The following is a 17,094-nucleotide window of genomic DNA, read 5'->3' as shown; positions in this document are numbered from 1 at the left end:
GGCCGTCATGACCGACCGATCCACCGACCGGTTCGCGCAGTACCCGCTGGACAAGGCGCACCGGCTCTTCGAGCCGGGACCCGTCGTGCTCGTCTCCACCGCCGACGGGCAGCGCGTGAACCTGATGACCAACGGGTTCAACATGCCGGTGCGGCACTCGGCGACGCTCGCTCTGGTCGTCGGGCCCTGGGACCACTCGTTCACGGCGCTGCGCGACACCGGCGAGTGCGTCATCGGCATCCCGGGCCGTGAGCTCCTCGAGACGGTCGTCGACATCGGCAACGTGTCGGGCGCCGACGTCGACAAGTGGGAGCGCTACGGCCTGACCCCGGCGCCCGCGGCGACGGTGCGGGCCCCGCTCGTGGCGGAGTGCTTCGCCAACGTCGAGTGCACCGTCGCGGACGACCGCCTCGTGGACGACTACAGCCTGTGGTTGCTGCGGATCGAGCGGGCCTGGATCGATCCGGCCGCGCCCGCGGGCGCGGAGGTCCACCACCGCGGTGACGGCACGTTCTCCGCGAACGGCGAGCTGATCGACCTGCGGGCCCGCATGACGAAGTGGGAAGCGCTCACCCGAGACTGACGACCGAGGCGGCGCGATGCGAGCCGGGACACCGAGGCAACCTCTGGTCGACACTCTCCGTAGTGGATGGCGTGAGGCAGGAGAGCCGAGGGACCATGAGCGACGTGCGTGTCGAGGTGCCGCGGATGCCTCCTACCTGTACCGCGCGACGGCGTCGGCCTCCGGATACGACGGCCCTGACCTTGCCCGCTTCCCGGGTGGTTCGGTGACGGCGAGCCTGGCCGGCGACCGCACCGCGTGGCTCGAGAGAGCCGGGGCGCGCCATTGGCTCGTCGAGGGCGCGGTCGTCCCCGTCCTGGAGCGCGGCTGACTCAGCGCAGCGTCGGCCCTTCCACCGCCACCGGGCCGGGTGCCCCGCGATGCTCGATCTGCAGGTTGACGGTGCTGCGTGACGTCGGGATCACGGCGAGCTGGGCCTCGCTGCCGCCGGTGTCGATGGCGCGCACGTGCAGGTGCCCGTCCTTGAGACGGATCGCGAACTGGTCGGTCCCGGCGATGAAGCGCACTTCACTGTCGTCGGTGATCACCGTGGGGCCCGAGGGCAAGGTCTTCGGCATGGGTACAGCATGCCGGACTTCGCCGGCGGGACGCCGCGTCAGCGGACCGCCACGACGTGGCCGTCCTACGTGATCGCGCCGGCGCAGCCCATCGCCGGATCGGACGGGGCAGCTCCGTCGGTGCGCCGCAGGTGCGCCTCGCCCCACACCCGCACTCCTTCGACGACGGGCAGGACGGTGGCCCCGTACGGGGTGAGCCGGTAGATGACGGGTGCGGGGACAGGTCCGGTCACCACCCGTTCGACGAGCCCGTCGGCCTCGAGCTCGCGGAGCTGTTCGGCCAGCACCTTGGCCGTGATGGGCGCACCTCTGCGACGCAGGCCGGCGAAGTGGGACTCGCCGTGGGCGAGCCAGTAGAGCAGCGTCAGCTTCCACTTCCCGCCGATCTTCGACTGGGAGATCGGCACCTGGCGCACCACCGTGCGGGTCCTTGCCGACCCGCTCTCGGAGTCCCCGGACGAGTGGCTCCGGTTCTCCGGCACCAGCACCGTGCGGCCGCTCGCGGACCGGCGGGCCAACGTCGTCGAGCTTGACGTGTCGGGGCCGGACGGCCGTATCGAAGCGCTCAACCTGAGGCTGTACGAGCCGCAGGCGCAGCGGTGGAGCCTGACCTTCGTCAACCTGCGCGACGGGCTGCTCACGCCGGCCGTGTACGGCGGTTTCCGCGATGGAGTCGGTGAGTTCTACGGCGACGACGAGCTCGGTGACCGTCCGATCAAGGTGCGGTTCCTCGTCGACCAGGTGAGCAAGGACGAGGCGCGGTTCGAGCAGGCGTTCTCGGCCGACGGCGGGACGACATGGGAGACGAACTGGGTCGCCGTGGACCGCCGGATCCGGCGCTGAGCATCGCTCGCTCGACGCCCTCCCACTGCTGCTCAGCATCCCCGATGCGCGGACGCGGGGTAGAGTCCGACCACACACCGGTTGCCGTGCCCACCAGCTCGGGAACCGGACAAAACCGGAACGACACCCGGAACGACTCGGCCCGCCAGGGCTACGCACCCGCAGGCCGCCTGCGGGGACCGCCATCGCGGGGCCGAATCTCGCCCGTGTTCACGGAAGCGCCCGACGGCGTGTCACCATCGGCGTCTGCGCAGGGCCGTGGGCGGTACCGGCAGGGACCCTGCGCGGTGAACCGGCGGCCGGTCGGAGCACCCCGGCCCGGGCTGCTCCGTCGTCGTCCGACGGGTCGGCCGGTGGACCGGTCGCCGACGGCCGAACGGTCGGGGCGCGGGGGTGTGGAACGGCGCGTAGCGCCGCCGGCGCGTACGGATCGCGTACGGATGCAGCGAAGGAGTAGATGTGGCCCGAGCAGGACAACGCCGGTCCGGTCGCGCACGGACGGGGTCCGGCGGCCAGCGCCGTCGCGCCGCCCCGCGGCCCGCCGAGCAAGGGATCATCCCCGTGCTCGCGGAGGTCGCGCGCGAGGTCGACGGCGCCGTGCGCCGACCGCCGACGCGCCCGGCGGTGCGCACGAAGTTCCAGGTCGTGGCGCTCCTCATGCGGGAGGAGCGGAACCGGGTGCGGGCCGACGGCGAGCTGTCCGAGCCCCAGCGGGCTCAGCAGCTCAAGCGTCTCGACGGGGTGGGGACGCTGCTGGCGAGGATCGCCGCCCGGGACACCTCGCTGCTCGAGCTGCTCGCCGAGGACGCCCGGGTCTCCGACGCGGCGCGCGCCTTCAAGGCGACCCTGCTGCGCACCGCCGGGATGGAGCCGCCCGAAGAGCCTCCGCCGGCCCCGCCGGCCGCCCCGGCCCCCGGCGCCGAGAAGCGGGTGGTGCCCCGCTCGGTGATCTCGCGCCAGCTGGCGAACCCGTTCCTCGCCCCGGACTTCCAGGCCGCCGCCGAGCGGCAGGCTCCGCGCGTCCGCCGACTGGCCGGCTGGGAGCTGCTCGAGCCGCTCTTCCGGTCCTTCGAGCATGCCGGTCCCGGCGCGCCCGCGTGCATGCCGCTGCCTGCTGCCCGGTCGGTGTCGGCTCCCCGCGGCCGGAAGCTGATGCCCCACCAGGCCGAGGTCGTCGAGGCCACGGCCCGCGGGCATCGCACGTTCCTGCTCGCCGACGAGCCAGGGCTCGGCAAGACCGCCCAGGCCCTGCTCGCCGCGCAGGCGGCGGACGCCTACCCTCTGCTGGTCGTCGCGCCCAACGTGGTCAAGACGAACTGGGCGCAGGAGGTCGGGATGTGGACGCCGAACCGGCGGCCGACGGTGGTCCACGGTGACGGCGAGCGGGTCGACGGGTTCGCGGACGTCGTGATCGTCAACTACGAGGTCCTGGACCGGCACGTCGGCTGGCTCGGCGATCTCGGCTTCCGCGGCATGATCGTCGACGAGGCGCACTTCATCAAGAACAAGGGCTCCCAGCGCTCCCAGCACGTGCTCGCCGTCTCCGAGCGGATCCGGGCCAGGACCGCCCGGCCGCTCCTGATGGCGCTCACCGGAACCCCGTTGATCAACGACATCGAGGACTTCCGGGCGATCTGGCAGTTCCTCGGCTGGATCGACGACGAGAAGCCGCTCGGCCCGCTGCTGGCCGCCCTCGAGGACACCGGGCTCACCCCGGCCGACCCCGGGTTCTACCCTGCCGCGAGGACGAGCGTGATCGACATGGGCATCGTCCGCCGTCGCAAGGCCGACGTGGTCGCCGACATCCCGGCCCGCCGGGTGGCGGACCTGCCGGTCGAGCTCGACGGTGCCGCGGGCCGCTCGATCCGCGCTGCCGAGGCAGCGCTCGCGCGCCGTCTGGTGGACCGCTATCGGTCCGCCGTGCAGGCGCGTGCCGAGAGCTCCGTCGTGGACGACGTCGTCACGGACGGTGTGGACCTCGACCTCGCGCGCCGGGTGGCGGCGGCCGAGCTGAAGGACTCGAGCTCGAAGGCCAAGGGCGAGAACGTGTTCACCATGGTCCGCCGGATCGGCCAGGCCAAGGCGGGGCTGGCCGCCGACTACGCCGCACAGCTGGCCCGGAACGTCGGCAAGGTCGTGTTCTTCGCCAAGCACGTCGACGTGATGGACCAGGCCGAGCAGACCTTCGCCGACCGCGGCATCGGCTACACCTCGATCCGCGGCGACCAGACGCCCAAGGCGCGCGAGAAGAGCATCGCCGCGTTCACGGACGACCCCGACGTGTCGATCGTGGTGTGCTCGCTGACGGCCGCCGGAGTCGGACTGAACCTCCAGGTGGCCTCCAACCTGGTCCTGGCCGAGCTGTCCTGGACCCACGCCGAGCAGACCCAGGCCATCGACCGGATCCACCGGATCGGCCAGGCCGAGCCCGTCACCGCCTGGCGTGTCATCGCGGCGCAGACCATCGACTCGAAGATCGCCGAGCTGATCGACAGCAAGTCCGGTCTGGCCGCGAGGGCGCTGGACGGGGCAGGCGACGATGACACCGCGTCGTCCACGGACGTCCAGCTCGAGGCTCTCGTCGCGCTGCTCACCGACGCGCTCGCCGCCGAGGGCACCGCCTGAGCCGACCGGACCGACCCACCTGGGTTCCCACCGGACGGTCGCCGGTGGCATGCCTCGTTGCGAGGGGGTGAAGCTCGTGGTTGCCTCAACAATATGAGCAAATCCGACAGTACGACTCGCAACGTCTTCGTGCTCGGCATGACCGGCCTGCAGCGGGAGGAGCTGGAGAGCATGCGGCACGCCGCGCGCTACCAGTTCCACTCGCTGCTCGACTACGAGACGCTCGTCCGTGACACGAACTACGACTTCGACGCACTGCTGGACAAGGCGCGCGCCGAGCTCGCCGGCTTCTCAGGTCCCATCGACGCCATCGTGTGCCACTGGGACTTCCCGAGCTCGCTGCTGGCGCCCATCCTGTCCCACGAGCACGGCATCCCCGCCCCGTCCGTGACGAGCATGCTCAAGTGCGAGCACAAGTACTGGAGCCGGCTGGAGCAGCAGCAGTCGGTCCCCGAGGTGGTCCCGGGGTTCACCGCGTTCGACCCGTTCGCCGACGACGCCCTGGACCAGGTACGGCTGCCCTACCCGTTCTGGGTGAAGCCGGTCAAGGCGCACTCGTCGAACCTGGGCTTCGAGATCCACGACAAGGAGGAGTTCGAGGCGGCCCTGGAGGAGATCCGGGCGGAGATCACCGACGTCGGCGACGCCTTCAACCAGGTGCTGAGCCGGGTGGACCTCCCGGAGAGCGTCCGCGGGGCGGACGGGAACACCTGCCTCGCCGAGGAGATCATCACGGGGACCCAGGCCGCCCCCGAGGGCGTGGTCGCGCAGGGCAGGTTCAGCGTGCACGGCATCGTCGACATGCACAAGGACCCGTCCGGGCACAGCATCGACCACCTGGACTATCCCGCGGTGACGGTCCCGGCGGAGGTGCAGGAGCGGATGGTCGACACCGCGGAGCGGTTCCTGCGGCACATCGGGTACGACGACGGGGCCTTCAACGTCGAGTACATGTGGGACCCGGAGACGGACCGCCTGCGGCTCATCGAGGTGAACACGCGCATCTCGCAGTCCCACACCGAGCTCTTCCTCAAGGTCGACGGCACGTCCAACCACGAGGTGGCCATCGACGTCGCGCTGGGCGAGGTGCCTCATATGCCGCGCGGGGAGGGCTCGTTCGCGGTCGCCGGCCAGTGGCACATCTTCCACGACGCCGATGCGGTCGTGCGCGGCGTCCCCGGGGAGAACGAGCTTGCCGCCCTCGAGCGGGTGCTGCCGGGCACGAAGGTCACCCTGCAGGTGTCACCCGGCGACCGGCTCTCCGACCTGCCGCACCAGGACAGCTACCGCTTCAAGCTGGGCAGCGTCTACCTGGGAGCCGACGACCACGACCAGCTCGCCGCCCGGTTCCGCCAGGCGGTGGACATGCTGCCCTTCGAGCTCGAACCCGTCACCGAGGAGGCCCCTGGATGAGGACAGCCACCGACCTGCCGCACGAGGTCGAGACCGTCGAGAACCTGTTCATCCCGTTGCGCGACGGCCAGCACGTGGCCGCGCGGATGTGGGCACCGGTCGACGCCGCGACGCACCCCGTCCCCGCCGTCGTGGAGTACATCCCTTACCGCAAACGGGACGCCACGCGCGGCCGGGACGCGCACAACCACCCGTACATCGCCGGGCACGGGTACGTCTGCGTGCGGGTCGACCTGCGCGGCAGCGGCGACTCCGACGGCGTGCTGGTGGACGAGTACCGCGAGCAGGAGCTCCACGACGCCGAGGACGTGATCGCCTGGCTGGCGGAGCAGCCGTGGTGCGACGGCAACGTGGGAATGATGGGCATCTCGTGGGGCGGCTTCAACAGCCTCCAGGTGGCCGCCGGAGCGCCGCCCGCGCTCAAGGCGGTCGTCAGCGCGTCGGCCACCGACGACCTGTACGTCGACAACATGCACTACATGGGCGGCTGCCTGCTCGCGGACAACCTGTCGGAGGCGACGGTGATGTTCGCGTTCAACAGCCTGCCGCCCGACCCCGCCGTCGTCGGCGACCGCTGGCGCGAGATGTGGCACGAACGGCTCGAGGGCAGCGGGCTGTGGTTGGACACCTGGTTGCAGCACCAGCGCCGCGACGACTACTGGAAGCCGGCGTCGGTCTGCGAGGACTACTCCCGGGTGCGGTGCCCGGTGATGGCCGTCGGCGGCTGGGCGGACGGCTACACCAACGCCATCTTCCGGCTCCTGGAGAACCTCGACGTCCCCCGCAAGGGGCTGATCGGCCCGTGGGGTCACCGCTACCCCCACCTCGGCGTGCCGGGACCGCCCATCGGCTTTCTCCAGGAGGTGGTGCGCTGGTGGGACCACTGGCTCAAGGGGGTCGACACCGGCCTCGAGGACGAGCCGATGCTGCGCGCGTGGATGCAGGACAGCGTCCCGCCCAGCGCCTCCTACGAGGACCGGCCCGGCCGCTGGGTGGCCGAACCGAGCTGGCCGGCGCCCGGGGTCGAGGACCGGGAGTACCGGTTCACACCCCACCACCTGTCGCCGGTGGGCGGCGGTCACGTGGCACTGGAGCAGGACGAGGCCGGCGAGCAGCAGGTGAGCCTGCGCTCGCCCCTCAGCGTCGGGATGTTCGCCGGCAAGTGGGCCTCCTACTCGGCGGTGCCCGACCTGCCGTACGACCAGCGGGAGGAGGACGGCGGCGCCCTCGTGTTCGAGACGGAGCCGCTCGCCGAGCCCCTGGAGCTCCTGGGGCTGCCCTGCGTCGCGCTCGAGGTCTCGTCGGACCGTCCGGTGGCACAGCTCGCCGTCCGGCTGTCCGACGTCGCCCCGGACGGGGAGGCCACCCGCGTGACCTACGGGGTGCTGAACCTGACGCACCGCGACGGCAGCGAGCACCCGCAGCCGCTCGAGCCCGACCGCACCTACCCGGTGACGGTCCAGCTCAACGGCATCGCCCAGTCCCTGCCCGCCGGGCACCGGCTGCGGGTCTCGGTCTCGACGTCGTACTGGCCGCTGGTCTGGCCAGCCCCCGAGCCGGCGACCGTGACGATCACCACCGGCAGCAGCGCCCTGCACCTGCCGGTCCGCCGCCCCCGCCCCGAGGACGAGGACCTGCGCCCCTTCGGGGAGCCGGAGGCGGCCGAGGAGGACGAGACGACGGTGCTCGCCACCGGTGAGCACTCGTGGCGGGTCACGCGAGATCTCGCGACGGATGTCTCGACGCTGGCGATCGTCAACGACCAGGGCGTCTTCCGGATCGAGGACACCGGCACGGTGATCCACCGCGACACCCGCGAGTGGTACAGCTTCCGGTGGAACGACGTGACCTCCGTACGCGGCGAGACCCGTACGGTCCGCCGGCTGGAGAACGGCGACGACTGGCGCGTGGAGGTGGTCACGCGCACCGTCCTGACGTGCACGGCGACCGACTTCCTGATCAACGCGCAGCTCGATGCGTACGAGCTGGACGAGGCACAGGGGGACCCGCGCGTCTACTCGCAGAACTGGCAACGGCGGATCGCCCGGGACCTGGTCTGACGCGGCTGGTCCCTGGGCGGGGTCCTCACCGGTTGCGGACCAGGGCGCGCGTGACCGCGGCGACGATCGTGGCGCCCACCAGCGTGCCGACCAGCACGAGGATCGCCCCGACCGCCCACAGCCCGGAGTCGTCGTTCGACGCGGCGTGGAGGGTCCAGGCCGCCGTGAAGGGCAGGCTGACCGCGAGCACCGCGAGCCATGCCGGGAGCACCACGGAACCGACCACCACCAGTCCGACGAGCACGACGACGCACGCGATCACCTGAGGCGCCTCGTAGGGCCCGGAGACGTTCCCGGTCGCGGCGTCGACCTCACGGGTCGTGTCCCGGCCGAGGGTCCACCAGGTGGCCGTCGTCAGGGCGGCGATGACGAACGTGGCGAGAGCGGTCATGTGCTTGTTCTGCGGCATGGCCACCATTGTGGCGATACCTTGGCGCCATGGCTGTCGTCCTCCATCGTGCGTCGCGCACGGACCTGCTCGTCCAGGGGTTGGGGGACCTGCTGGCGGCGCCGCTGGAGGACCCGTTCGCCACCGAGGTCGTCGTCGTGCCGGCCCGCGGCGTCGAACGCTGGCTCGCGCAGCGGCTCAGCCACCGGCTCGGCGCCGCCCCCGGGCGCGACGACGGGGTGTGCGCCGGCGTCGACCTGCGCTCGCCGGCGTCGTTGTTCGCCGACGTCACGGGCACCCGGGACGACGACCCGTGGGCGCCGGAGGCCCTGACCTGGCCCCTGCTGACGGCGATCGACGAGAGCCTCGACGCGCCGTGGGCGGCGCTGCTCGCCCAGCACCTGGGCCACGGCATGCCGGGGGAGGAGGGCGACCTGCGCCGCGGCCGACGGTTCGCCGTCGCGCGCCGCCTGGCCCGGCTCTTCGCCGGCTACGCCACCCAGCGGCCGGCTCTCGTCGCCGACTGGGTCGCGGGCCGGGACACCGACGGGTGCGGGCGCCCGGTCCCCGCGGACCTCGCGTGGCAGCCGCCCTTGTGGCGGGCGACGGCCGAGCGGGTCGACGCCGAACCGCCGCACCTGCGGCACGCGGCCGTCGTCGAGCGGCTGCGCACCGAGCCGGATGCGTTCGACCTGCCGGGGCGCCTGTCCCTGTTCGGCCACACGCGCCTGGCCGCGAGCGAGGTCGAGCTGGTCGGCGCGCTCGGCCGGCACCGCGACGTGCACCTGTGGCTGCCGCACCCCTCGGCCCGGCTCTGGTCGGCGCTCGCGGATCTCGGCGGGCCCGTCGACCGGGCGGCCGACCGCTCCCACGAACGCGTCGGGCACCGGCTCCTGGCCACGCTCGGCCGCGACACCCGTGAGCTCCAGCGCACTCTGTCCGCCGTCGATCTGCGGGATGCCTCGGTCGCCGACGACGTCGGCACGCAGCCCTCCACCCTCCTGGGGATGCTCCAGCACGACCTGCGGGCCGACGCCGTCGGCGATGCGCACGCCCGCCTGCTGGACCCCGCCGACCGTTCGGTCCAGGTGCACGCCTGCCACGGCCCGGCACGCCAGGTCGAGGTGCTGCGCGACGTGCTGGTCGGTCTGCTGGCCGACGACCCGTCGCTGGAGCCGCGCGACGTCCTCGTCATGTGCCCCGACATCGAGACCTACGCGCCCCTGGTCGCCGCGGCCTTCGGCCTGGCCGACGTCGTCGGGCCGCACGGGCACCCTGCGCACGGCCTGCGCGTGCGGCTCGCGGACCGGGCGCTGGACCGGACCAACCCGCTGCTCGCGGTCGTCGCGCGCCTCCTGGATCTCGCCGGCGGGCGGGCGGGGGTGCGCGACGTCGTGGACCTGGCCCACGCGGAACCCGTGCGCCGCCGCTTCGGGTTCCGCGACGACGACCTGGACCAGCTCGCCCGGTGGGCGCGCGAGACCGGCGTGCGGTGGGGCTTCGACGCCGAGCACCGCGCCGGCTTCGGCCTGGCCGACTACGGGTCGGGCACCTGGCAGGCGGGCGTGGACCGCCTGCTGGCGGGGGTCGCGATGTCGGACGACACGGGCACCTGGCTGGACCGCACCCTGCCGCTCGACGACGTCGGCAGCGGGCAGGCCGAGCTCGTCGGCCGGCTGACCGAGCTCGTGGAGCGGCTGCGCGACGTCACCGACGCGCTCGTCGGCGAGCATCCGCTCGGTCACTGGCTCACCGTGCTCGAGGACGGCGTCGCGGCCCTCACCGCCGTACCGACCACCGACGCGTGGCAGCTCGCCCAGGTGCGGCGCGAGCTCGCCCGGGTGCGCGGCGACGCGGCCGACCCGGCGGTGGTCCTGCGGCTGCCGGACGTGCGGGCGCTGCTCGCCGACCGGGTGGCGGGCCGCCCGACCCGGGCGAACTTCCGCACCGGCACGCTGACGGTCGCCACGCTCGTGCCGATGCGGTCCGTGCCGCACCGCGTCGTCGCCCTGCTGGGTCTCGACGACGGCGTGTTCCCGCGCGTCGGCGCCACCGACGGCGACGACGTCCTGGCGCGCGACCCGCGGACGGGCGAGCGCGACCCCCGGAGCGAGGACCGGCAGCTGTTCCTCGACGCGATCCTCGCCGCCACCGAGACCCTCGTGGTCACCTACAGCGGCGCCGACGAGTACTCGGGCCAGGAGCGGCCCCCCGCCGTTCCGCTCGGCGAGCTGGTCGACGCGCTCGACGAGACGGCGCGCACGCCCGACGGGCGCCCGGTGTCCGGTGCCGTGACCGTCCGGCACCCCCTGCAGCCGTTCGACCGGCGCAACGTCGAGCCGGGAGCCCTCGTGCCCGGGTCCGCCTTCACGTTCGACCGCGCGGCCCTGACCGGTGCCCGCGCAGCGGCCGGCACACGTGCTCCGGCGGCACCGTTCCTGGCCTCGCCGCTCCCGGAGCCCGCGCCCACGGACGACGGCGTCGTCCCGCTCGACGACCTGCTCGCGTTCTACCGCTCTCCGGCACGCGGGTTCCTCACCCAGCGCCTCGACGTCGGCAGGGCCTGGGCGGAGGAACCCCTCGACGACGGCCTGCCCGTCGAGCTCGACGGGCTGGGTCGCTGGGCCGTGGGGGAGCGGGTCCTGCACGATGTCCTGTCCGGCGCCCCGCTCACCGACGCCGTCCAGAAGGAGTGGCGGCGCGGGCAGCTGCCGCCGGGGCGCCTGGGCTGGCGCCTCCTGCGCGGCATCGCCGACGAGGTGGGACCGCTCGCCGAGGCCGCAGGAGGGCTGCGCGCGAGCCCTGCGCGAGCCGTGGACGTCGACGTCGACCTGGGCGACGGGCGCAGCCTGCGCGGCACCGTGCCAGGCGTGCACGGCGACCGCCCGATCGCGGTGTCGTACAGCAGGCTCGGCGGCAGGCACCGCCTGCAGTCCTGGATCCGGCTGCTGGCGCTCGCGGCGTCCGACGACGACCGCCCCTGGGTCGCCTACACGCTCGGCCGGCCCGCGAACCCCCGGTCGCGGGGGACGTGGCAGGGGTCGCGGCTGGGGCCGCTCGACCATACGGCGGTCGACCTGCTGCGCGACCTGGTCGCGCTGCGCGACCGCGGGCTGACCGAGCCCCTGCCGCTGCCGGTGAAGGCGTCGCTGGCCTACGCCGAGGCGCGCCGGACCGGTGGCGACCCCGGCGAGGCGCGGTTCCGGGCGGGGCAGCAGTGGCAGAAATGGGTCGGCGGGCGCCTGGAGGGCGAGTCCGCCGATCCCGAGCACGTGCGCGTCCACGGGTCCGGCGCTCCGCTGCCCGCGACCGGGCAGGAGCCCCGGCCGGGCGAGGAGCACCCCGGGGAGACGACCCGCCTCGGCGCCCTGGCGATGCGCGTGTGGAGCCCGCTCCTGCAGAACGAGAGGTTCAGCGACTGATGGACGTCTTCGACCTGACCGGACCGCTGCCGCGGGGGACCGCCCTGCTGGAGGCGAGCGCGGGCACCGGCAAGACCTTCGCGATCGGCGCGCTCGTGACCAGGTACGTCGCCGAGGGCGTCGTACCGCTCGACGAGATGCTCGTCGTGACCTTCGGCCGGGCCGCGACCCAGGAGCTGCGCGACCGGGTGCGTGGCGCCCTGCTGCGGGCCGAGCGCACGTTCGCCGCCGCACTCGCGGGCCGCGAGACCGGCCCGGTGGACGCCGTCCTCGCGGCGCTGCTCGACGTCGACGACGCCGAGCGGGTCGCCCGGCACCGCCGGCTGGCCGACGCCCTGGCCACGTTCGACCACGCCACCATCGCGACGATCCACCAGTTCTGCCAGCTGGTGCTGCGCTCGCTGGGTGTCGCGGGGGACACCGAGCCCGGAGCCGAGCTGGTCGACTCCCTGGCGGAGCTCACCGTCGAGGTCGTCGACGACCTGTACCTGCGCTGGTACGGGAACGCCGAGCAGCCGCCCCCGTTCGACCGGGCCCGCGCCCTCGAGGTCGCCCGGGACGCCGTCGAGGACCCGCGTGCCGCGCTCGCCGACGCCGACCCGGACGACGCCGTCGGCTCGGCGCGCGTCGCCTTCGCGCGGGAGGTGCGGGCCGAGATGGAGCGCCGCAAGCGGCGACTCGGGATCCTGTCCTACGACGACCTGCTCGGCCGCCTCGCCGACACGCTCGACCCGGCGTCGGCCGACGGCGGCACCGCCGTCGGTGCGCGGATGCGGGACCGCTGGAAGGTCGTGCTGGTCGACGAGTTCCAGGACACCGACCCCGTGCAGTGGCAGGTGCTGGAGCGGGCCTTCGGCGCGGACCGGGCGCAGGCCCTGGTGCTGGTCGGTGACCCCAAGCAGGCGATCTACGCGTTCCGTGGCGGCGACGTCGTGGCCTACCTCGACGCCGCCCGGGGCGCCACCACGCGTGCGACGCTCGGCACCAACTGGCGTTCGGACGCCCCGCTGGTCGACACGCTCGGCGTGGTCCTGCGGAACGCGGCGCTCGGTCACGAGGAGATCGTGGTGCACCCGGTGACCGCCGAGCGGGCGGGCAGCCGGCTGTCCGGTGCGCCGCACCCCGCGCCGGTGCGCCTGCGGCAGGTGCTCCGCGACGGGCTGCCCCAGTACAAGGGCCTCGTCAAGGCCGCCCCGGCGCGCGAGCACGTGGCGGCCGACCTCGCGGCCGACGTCGCCGGCCTGCTCGCCTCCGGCGCGACGTGGGACGGACGCCCCCTGGCGGCCGGCGACGTCGCCGTCCTCGTGTCGATCCGGGCCCACGGCCGCCTGGTGCAGGACGCGCTCGCCGAGCGCGGCGTCGCGGCGGTCATGGCGGGCGGGGACGTGTTCGCCACGCCGGCCGCCGACGAGTGGCTGACCCTGCTGGAGGCGCTGGAGTCACCCCACCGGTCCGGCCTGGTGCGCGCCGCGGCGCTGACGTGCTTCCTCGGACGCACCCCCGCCGACCTCGACGCCGGTGGCGAGGACGTGACCGCGCGCGACGCCGACATCCTGCACGGCTGGGCGCTCCTGGCGCGCCACCGGGGCATCGCCGCGCTCCTGGAGGTCGCGGAGGAGCAGGGCCTCAGCGGCCGCCTGCTCGCCCGGGCGGAGGGCGAACGCCTGCTGACCGACGTGCGCCACCTGGGCCAGCTGCTGCACGAGCTGAGCGTCACCGAGTCGCTCGGGCTGACCGCCCTGGTCGCCTGGTTCCGCGACGAGCGGCGGCGCAGCGGCGCCACCGAGCGGCCCCGCCGCCTCGACTCCGACGCCGCGGCCGTGCAGATCGTCACCGTGCACGGCAGCAAGGGTCTGCAGTACCCCGTGGTGTACCTGCCGTTCGCCTACGACAACTACGCGCGCCCGGTCGACACGGCGCTGTACCACGACGAGCACGGCGCACGGACCATCGACGTGTCCGGCTCCGGCGCGCACTGGGACGCCCACTGCGCCGCGCACCGCGCGGAGGCGGACGGCGAGGAGCTGCGCAAGCTCTACGTCGCGCTGACCCGCGCGCAGTCGCAGGTCGTGGCCTGGTGGGTGCCGACGTCGAGCACCCCGACCAGTGGCCTGCACCGCCTGGTGTTCGGCCGCGTGCCCGGTACGCGGGAGGTGCCGGGCACGCAGCCGGTCAAGGACGACGACTACGTCACCGGCGTGCTGCGCGCGCTCCAGGCGCTCGGCGGACCCACGGCCGAGCTCGCGGTCCCGGCAGCGGCGTCCGCACCGGCGCCGGCGGACCCGCACCCGCCGTTCGGGGTCCGCGAGCTCCACCGCGCGGTCGACACCACGTGGCGGCGCACGTCCTACAGCGGCCTCGTCCAGACCGCCGCCGACGTCCCCTCCGTGGGCAGCGAGCCCGAGACCGGCGGCACCGACGACGAGCCCGCGACGCCCGGGCCCGACGTCGAGGAACCCGTCGCGTCCGTCGCGGCGTCACCCCTGGCCGACCTGCCCCGGGGCGCCGCCTTCGGGTCGCTCGTGCACGCGGTGCTGGAGCACGCCGACCCGCACGCGCCCGACCTCCGCGCCGAGCTGCTCGAGCACGTCATGGACCAGCTGCGCTGGTGGCCCGTGCCGGCGGACCCCGTGGCGCTCGCGGACGCGCTCGTCCCGCTGCACCACACACCGCTCGGACCGCTGGCCGACGGCCGCACGCTCGGCGAGATCGGCCTGCCGGACCGGCTGCGCGAGCTGACCTTCGAGCTGCCGCTGAGCGGGGGAGACCTGCGAGGCCCCGGCCCGCGCGAGGCGCGGTTGGGTGACCTGGCCCCGCTGGTGCGTGCGCACCTGCCCGCCGACGATCCGCTCGCCGCCTACGCGGAACTCCTCGAGCAGCCGGCCCTCGGGGACCAGCCGCTGCGGGGGTATCTCACCGGCTCGATCGACGCGGTCCTGCGGCTGCCGACCGGGCGCTTCCTCGTCGTCGACTACAAGACGAACTTCCTCGGCCCCGCCGTGGCCGACTACTCGCGGACCCGCATGGCCGAGGCCATGCTGCACTCGCACTACCCGCTCCAGGCGCTGCTGTACGGCGCCGTGCTGCACCGCTACCTGCGCTGGCGGCTCCCCGGCTACGACCCCGACACCCACCTGGGCGGGGCGCTCTACCTGTTCGTGCGCGGCATGGCGGGGCCGGACACCCCCGACGCGGACGGCAGCCCCGCGGGCGTGTTCTCGTGGCGGACGCCGACGTCGCTCGTGCTCGCGCTGTCGGACCTGCTCGACGGCGCCGCGGGCGCCGCCGGGGCAGACACCGCGCCGGGCCGGGAGGTCGCATGACGACCGCGATCGAGCGCTGGACCGGTGACGACCCGTACGACGCCCGCCTCGCCCTCGGCGCGACCGGGCTGCTGCGCACCTTCAACGAGGCCGGCGTGCTCACGGCCGCCGACGTCCATGTCGCATGCCGCACCGCCGACATCGTCGGCGAGGACGACGAGACCGTGCGCCTCGCGGTCGCGCTCGCGGTACGCGCCGTGCGGCAGGGGTCGGTCTGCGTGGACCTGGACGCGTTCGGCACCGGCTCGTCCGGCGCTGCCGCTGCCCCCGCCGTCGTCCCCGCCGTCCAGGGCGGGACCGGCACCGAGCCTGACCTACTGCCCTGGCCGGCGGCCGAGGGCTGGCTGGACCGTGTCGCGGCCAGCCCGCTCGCGGTCCGTTCGGTGGTGCGGGCCGACCTCGGCCTGCTCTACCTCGACCGGTACTGGCGCGAGGAGCAGCAGGTACGGGACGACGTGGTCGCGCGCCTCGCGGTCCCGGCGCCCGACGTCGACGAGCCGCTGCTGGAGCAGAGCGCCGCTCGGCTGTTCCCCGGCGACGCGTACGCCGAGCAGCGCGCCGCGGCGTTGTCCATCTCCCGCCGCCGCACCACGGTGCTCACCGGTGGGCCCGGACGCGGCAAGACGACGACCGTGACCGGTGTGCTCGCGCTGCTGGCGGAACAGGCCGAGCGCACCGCCGGACGGCGCGTGCGCATCGCGCTCGCGGCGCCCACCGGGAAGGCGGCCGCGCGCCTGCAGCAGGCGGTGGCCGACGCGCTCGGCGCCCCGCCGGAGGTCGGCGGCCCCGAGCTGACCGCGGACGACCGGCGCCGGCTCGCCGGGCTGCGGGCGGGCACCCTGCACCGGCTGCTCGGCCGGCGTCCCGGGTCGAGCACCCGGTTCCGGCACGACCGCTCCAACCGTCTGCCGTACGACGTCGTCGTCGTCGACGAGACGTCGATGGTCTCGCTCACGCTCATGGCCCGGCTCCTGGAGGCCGTGCGCCCGGACGCGCGGCTCGTGCTCGTGGGCGACCCCGACCAGCTCGCGTCCGTCGAGGCCGGTGCCGTCCTCGCGGACCTCGTCACCGGGCTCGGGGAGCGCGACGCCGACGCGGTGGCCGCCCTGGTCACGGACCACCGTTCGGAGAGCACCGCGATCACGCGGCTCGCCGCGGCGATCCAGGGTGGGGACCCGGAAGCGGTGCTCGCGGTCCTGACGGAGGGCGAGGGTGCCGTGGAGCTCGTGCACCCCGACGACGCGGCCGGGCTCGCCCACCTCCAGGACGAGCTCACGCGGCACGCCCTCGACGTGCGCGGCCTGGCGCTGGCCGGGGACGCGGCCGGGGCGCTGGCCGCTGCCGAGCGGCACCGGCTGCTGTGCGCCCACCGCGAGGGCCCGTGGGGGGTCGAGCACTGGAACCAGCAGGTCGAACGCTGGCTGGGCGAAGCCTCGGGTGCCTACCTCGGCGCCGCGGTCGGTGCCCGGTGGTACCCGGGGCGGCCCGTGCTGATCACCGCCAACGACTACGGTCTGGGGCTGTTCAACGGTGACACCGGCGTGGTGGTCGCCGAGGGCGAGAACCTGCGCGCCCACCTCGACGGCGGCGCGTCGTTCGCGGTCTCCCGGCTCGGCGACGTCGAGACGCTGCACGCCATGACGGTGCACAAGAGCCAGGGCAGCCAGGCCGAGGCCGTGACGGTGCTGCTGCCGGACGTCACGTCACCGCTGCTGACGCGCGAGCTGTTCTACACGGCGGTCACGCGGGCGCGGCGCCGGGTGCGGGTCGTCGGCACACCGGACGCGGTGCGTGCGGCCGTCGACCGGCGGGCGCGGCGGGCGACGGGGCTGGCGGCGCGGTTGCGGGGCTGAGCCGGGCTGGCCGGCGGGTTTCCCGCT

General features: G+C 74.3%; 11 protein-coding genes. 8 read left to right on the top strand and 3 right to left on the bottom strand.

Annotation, left to right across the window (positions count from 1 at the left end; genetic code table 11):
• Positions 1-7: 7 nt before the first annotated feature.
• Complete coding sequence (locus LUM46_RS04850; protein ID WP_274992617.1) at positions 8-583, top strand: flavin reductase family protein; 576 nt, start codon at positions 8-10, stop codon at positions 581-583.
• A gap of 311 nt (positions 584-894) precedes the next feature.
• Here LUM46_RS04850 and LUM46_RS04845 read toward each other — a convergent pair whose 3' ends face one another.
• Both LUM46_RS04845 and LUM46_RS04840 read right to left on the bottom strand, forming a co-directional pair.
• A complete protein-coding gene (locus tag LUM46_RS04845) occupies positions 895-1,140 on the bottom strand; it encodes a hypothetical protein (RefSeq protein WP_274992615.1) in 246 nt (81 codons plus the stop codon).
• A 65-nt stretch (positions 1,141-1,205) separates the two neighbouring features.
• Complete coding sequence (locus tag LUM46_RS04840; RefSeq protein ID WP_274992613.1) at positions 1,206-1,559, bottom strand: winged helix-turn-helix transcriptional regulator; 354 nt, start codon at positions 1,557-1,559, stop codon at positions 1,206-1,208.
• A gap of 1 nt (position 1,560) precedes the next feature.
• On the opposite strand from LUM46_RS04840, the gene LUM46_RS04835 reads away from it, so the two are divergent.
• The 4 genes from LUM46_RS04835 (at position 1,561) to LUM46_RS04820 (ending at position 8,081) form a co-directional block, all read left to right on the top strand.
• On the top strand, positions 1,561-1,983 hold the full coding sequence (locus tag LUM46_RS04835) for a hypothetical protein (RefSeq protein WP_274992611.1): 423 nt from the start codon (positions 1,561-1,563) through the stop codon (positions 1,981-1,983).
• Between the two features lie 459 nt (positions 1,984-2,442).
• Positions 2,443-4,608 carry a DEAD/DEAH box helicase gene (locus LUM46_RS04830; RefSeq protein ID WP_274992608.1) on the top strand — a complete coding sequence of 722 codons (2,166 nt, stop codon included), beginning with the start codon at positions 2,443-2,445 and terminating at the stop codon, positions 4,606-4,608.
• A 93-nt stretch (positions 4,609-4,701) separates the two neighbouring features.
• On the top strand, positions 4,702-6,021 hold the full coding sequence (locus LUM46_RS04825; RefSeq protein ID WP_274992607.1) for an ATP-grasp domain-containing protein: 1,320 nt from the start codon (positions 4,702-4,704) through the stop codon (positions 6,019-6,021).
• Entirely contained in the window at positions 6,018-8,081 is a 2,064-nt protein-coding gene (locus tag LUM46_RS04820; RefSeq protein ID WP_274992606.1) for a CocE/NonD family hydrolase, read from the top strand. The genes LUM46_RS04825 and LUM46_RS04820 overlap by 4 nt, the downstream gene beginning before the upstream one ends.
• A 25-nt stretch (positions 8,082-8,106) precedes the next feature.
• On the opposite strand, the gene LUM46_RS04815 is transcribed toward LUM46_RS04820, so the two are convergent.
• Complete coding sequence (locus LUM46_RS04815) at positions 8,107-8,490, bottom strand: hypothetical protein (protein WP_274992604.1); 384 nt, start codon at positions 8,488-8,490, stop codon at positions 8,107-8,109.
• A 29-nt stretch (positions 8,491-8,519) separates the two neighbouring features.
• Here LUM46_RS04815 and recC point away from each other — a divergent pair, with 29 nt between their 5' ends.
• The 3 genes from recC to recD are packed head-to-tail and all read left to right on the top strand — an operon-like array spanning position 8,520 to position 17,067.
• The gene (gene recC, locus LUM46_RS04810; RefSeq protein ID WP_274992603.1) at positions 8,520-11,891 is read left to right on the top strand and encodes an exodeoxyribonuclease V subunit gamma; all 3,372 of its coding nucleotides are present in this window, start codon (positions 8,520-8,522) and stop codon (positions 11,889-11,891) included.
• The gene (locus tag LUM46_RS04805; protein WP_274992602.1) at positions 11,891-15,214 is read left to right on the top strand and encodes a UvrD-helicase domain-containing protein; all 3,324 of its coding nucleotides are present in this window, start codon (positions 11,891-11,893) and stop codon (positions 15,212-15,214) included. Before recC ends, LUM46_RS04805 begins: the two co-directional genes overlap by 1 nt.
• Positions 15,211-17,067 carry an exodeoxyribonuclease V subunit alpha gene (gene recD / locus LUM46_RS04800; protein WP_274992601.1) on the top strand — a complete coding sequence of 619 codons (1,857 nt, stop codon included), beginning with the start codon at positions 15,211-15,213 and terminating at the stop codon, positions 17,065-17,067. Before LUM46_RS04805 ends, recD begins: the two co-directional genes overlap by 4 nt.
• Positions 17,068-17,094 lie beyond the last annotated feature (27 nt).

The sequence above is a fragment of the Promicromonospora iranensis genome (genome assembly GCF_028994805.1).
Lineage (GTDB): Bacteria > Actinomycetota > Actinomycetes > Actinomycetales > Cellulomonadaceae > Promicromonospora > Promicromonospora iranensis.
Note: the sequence above shows the minus strand (reverse complement) of the source record. Positions and strands in the feature narration are given on the sequence as shown.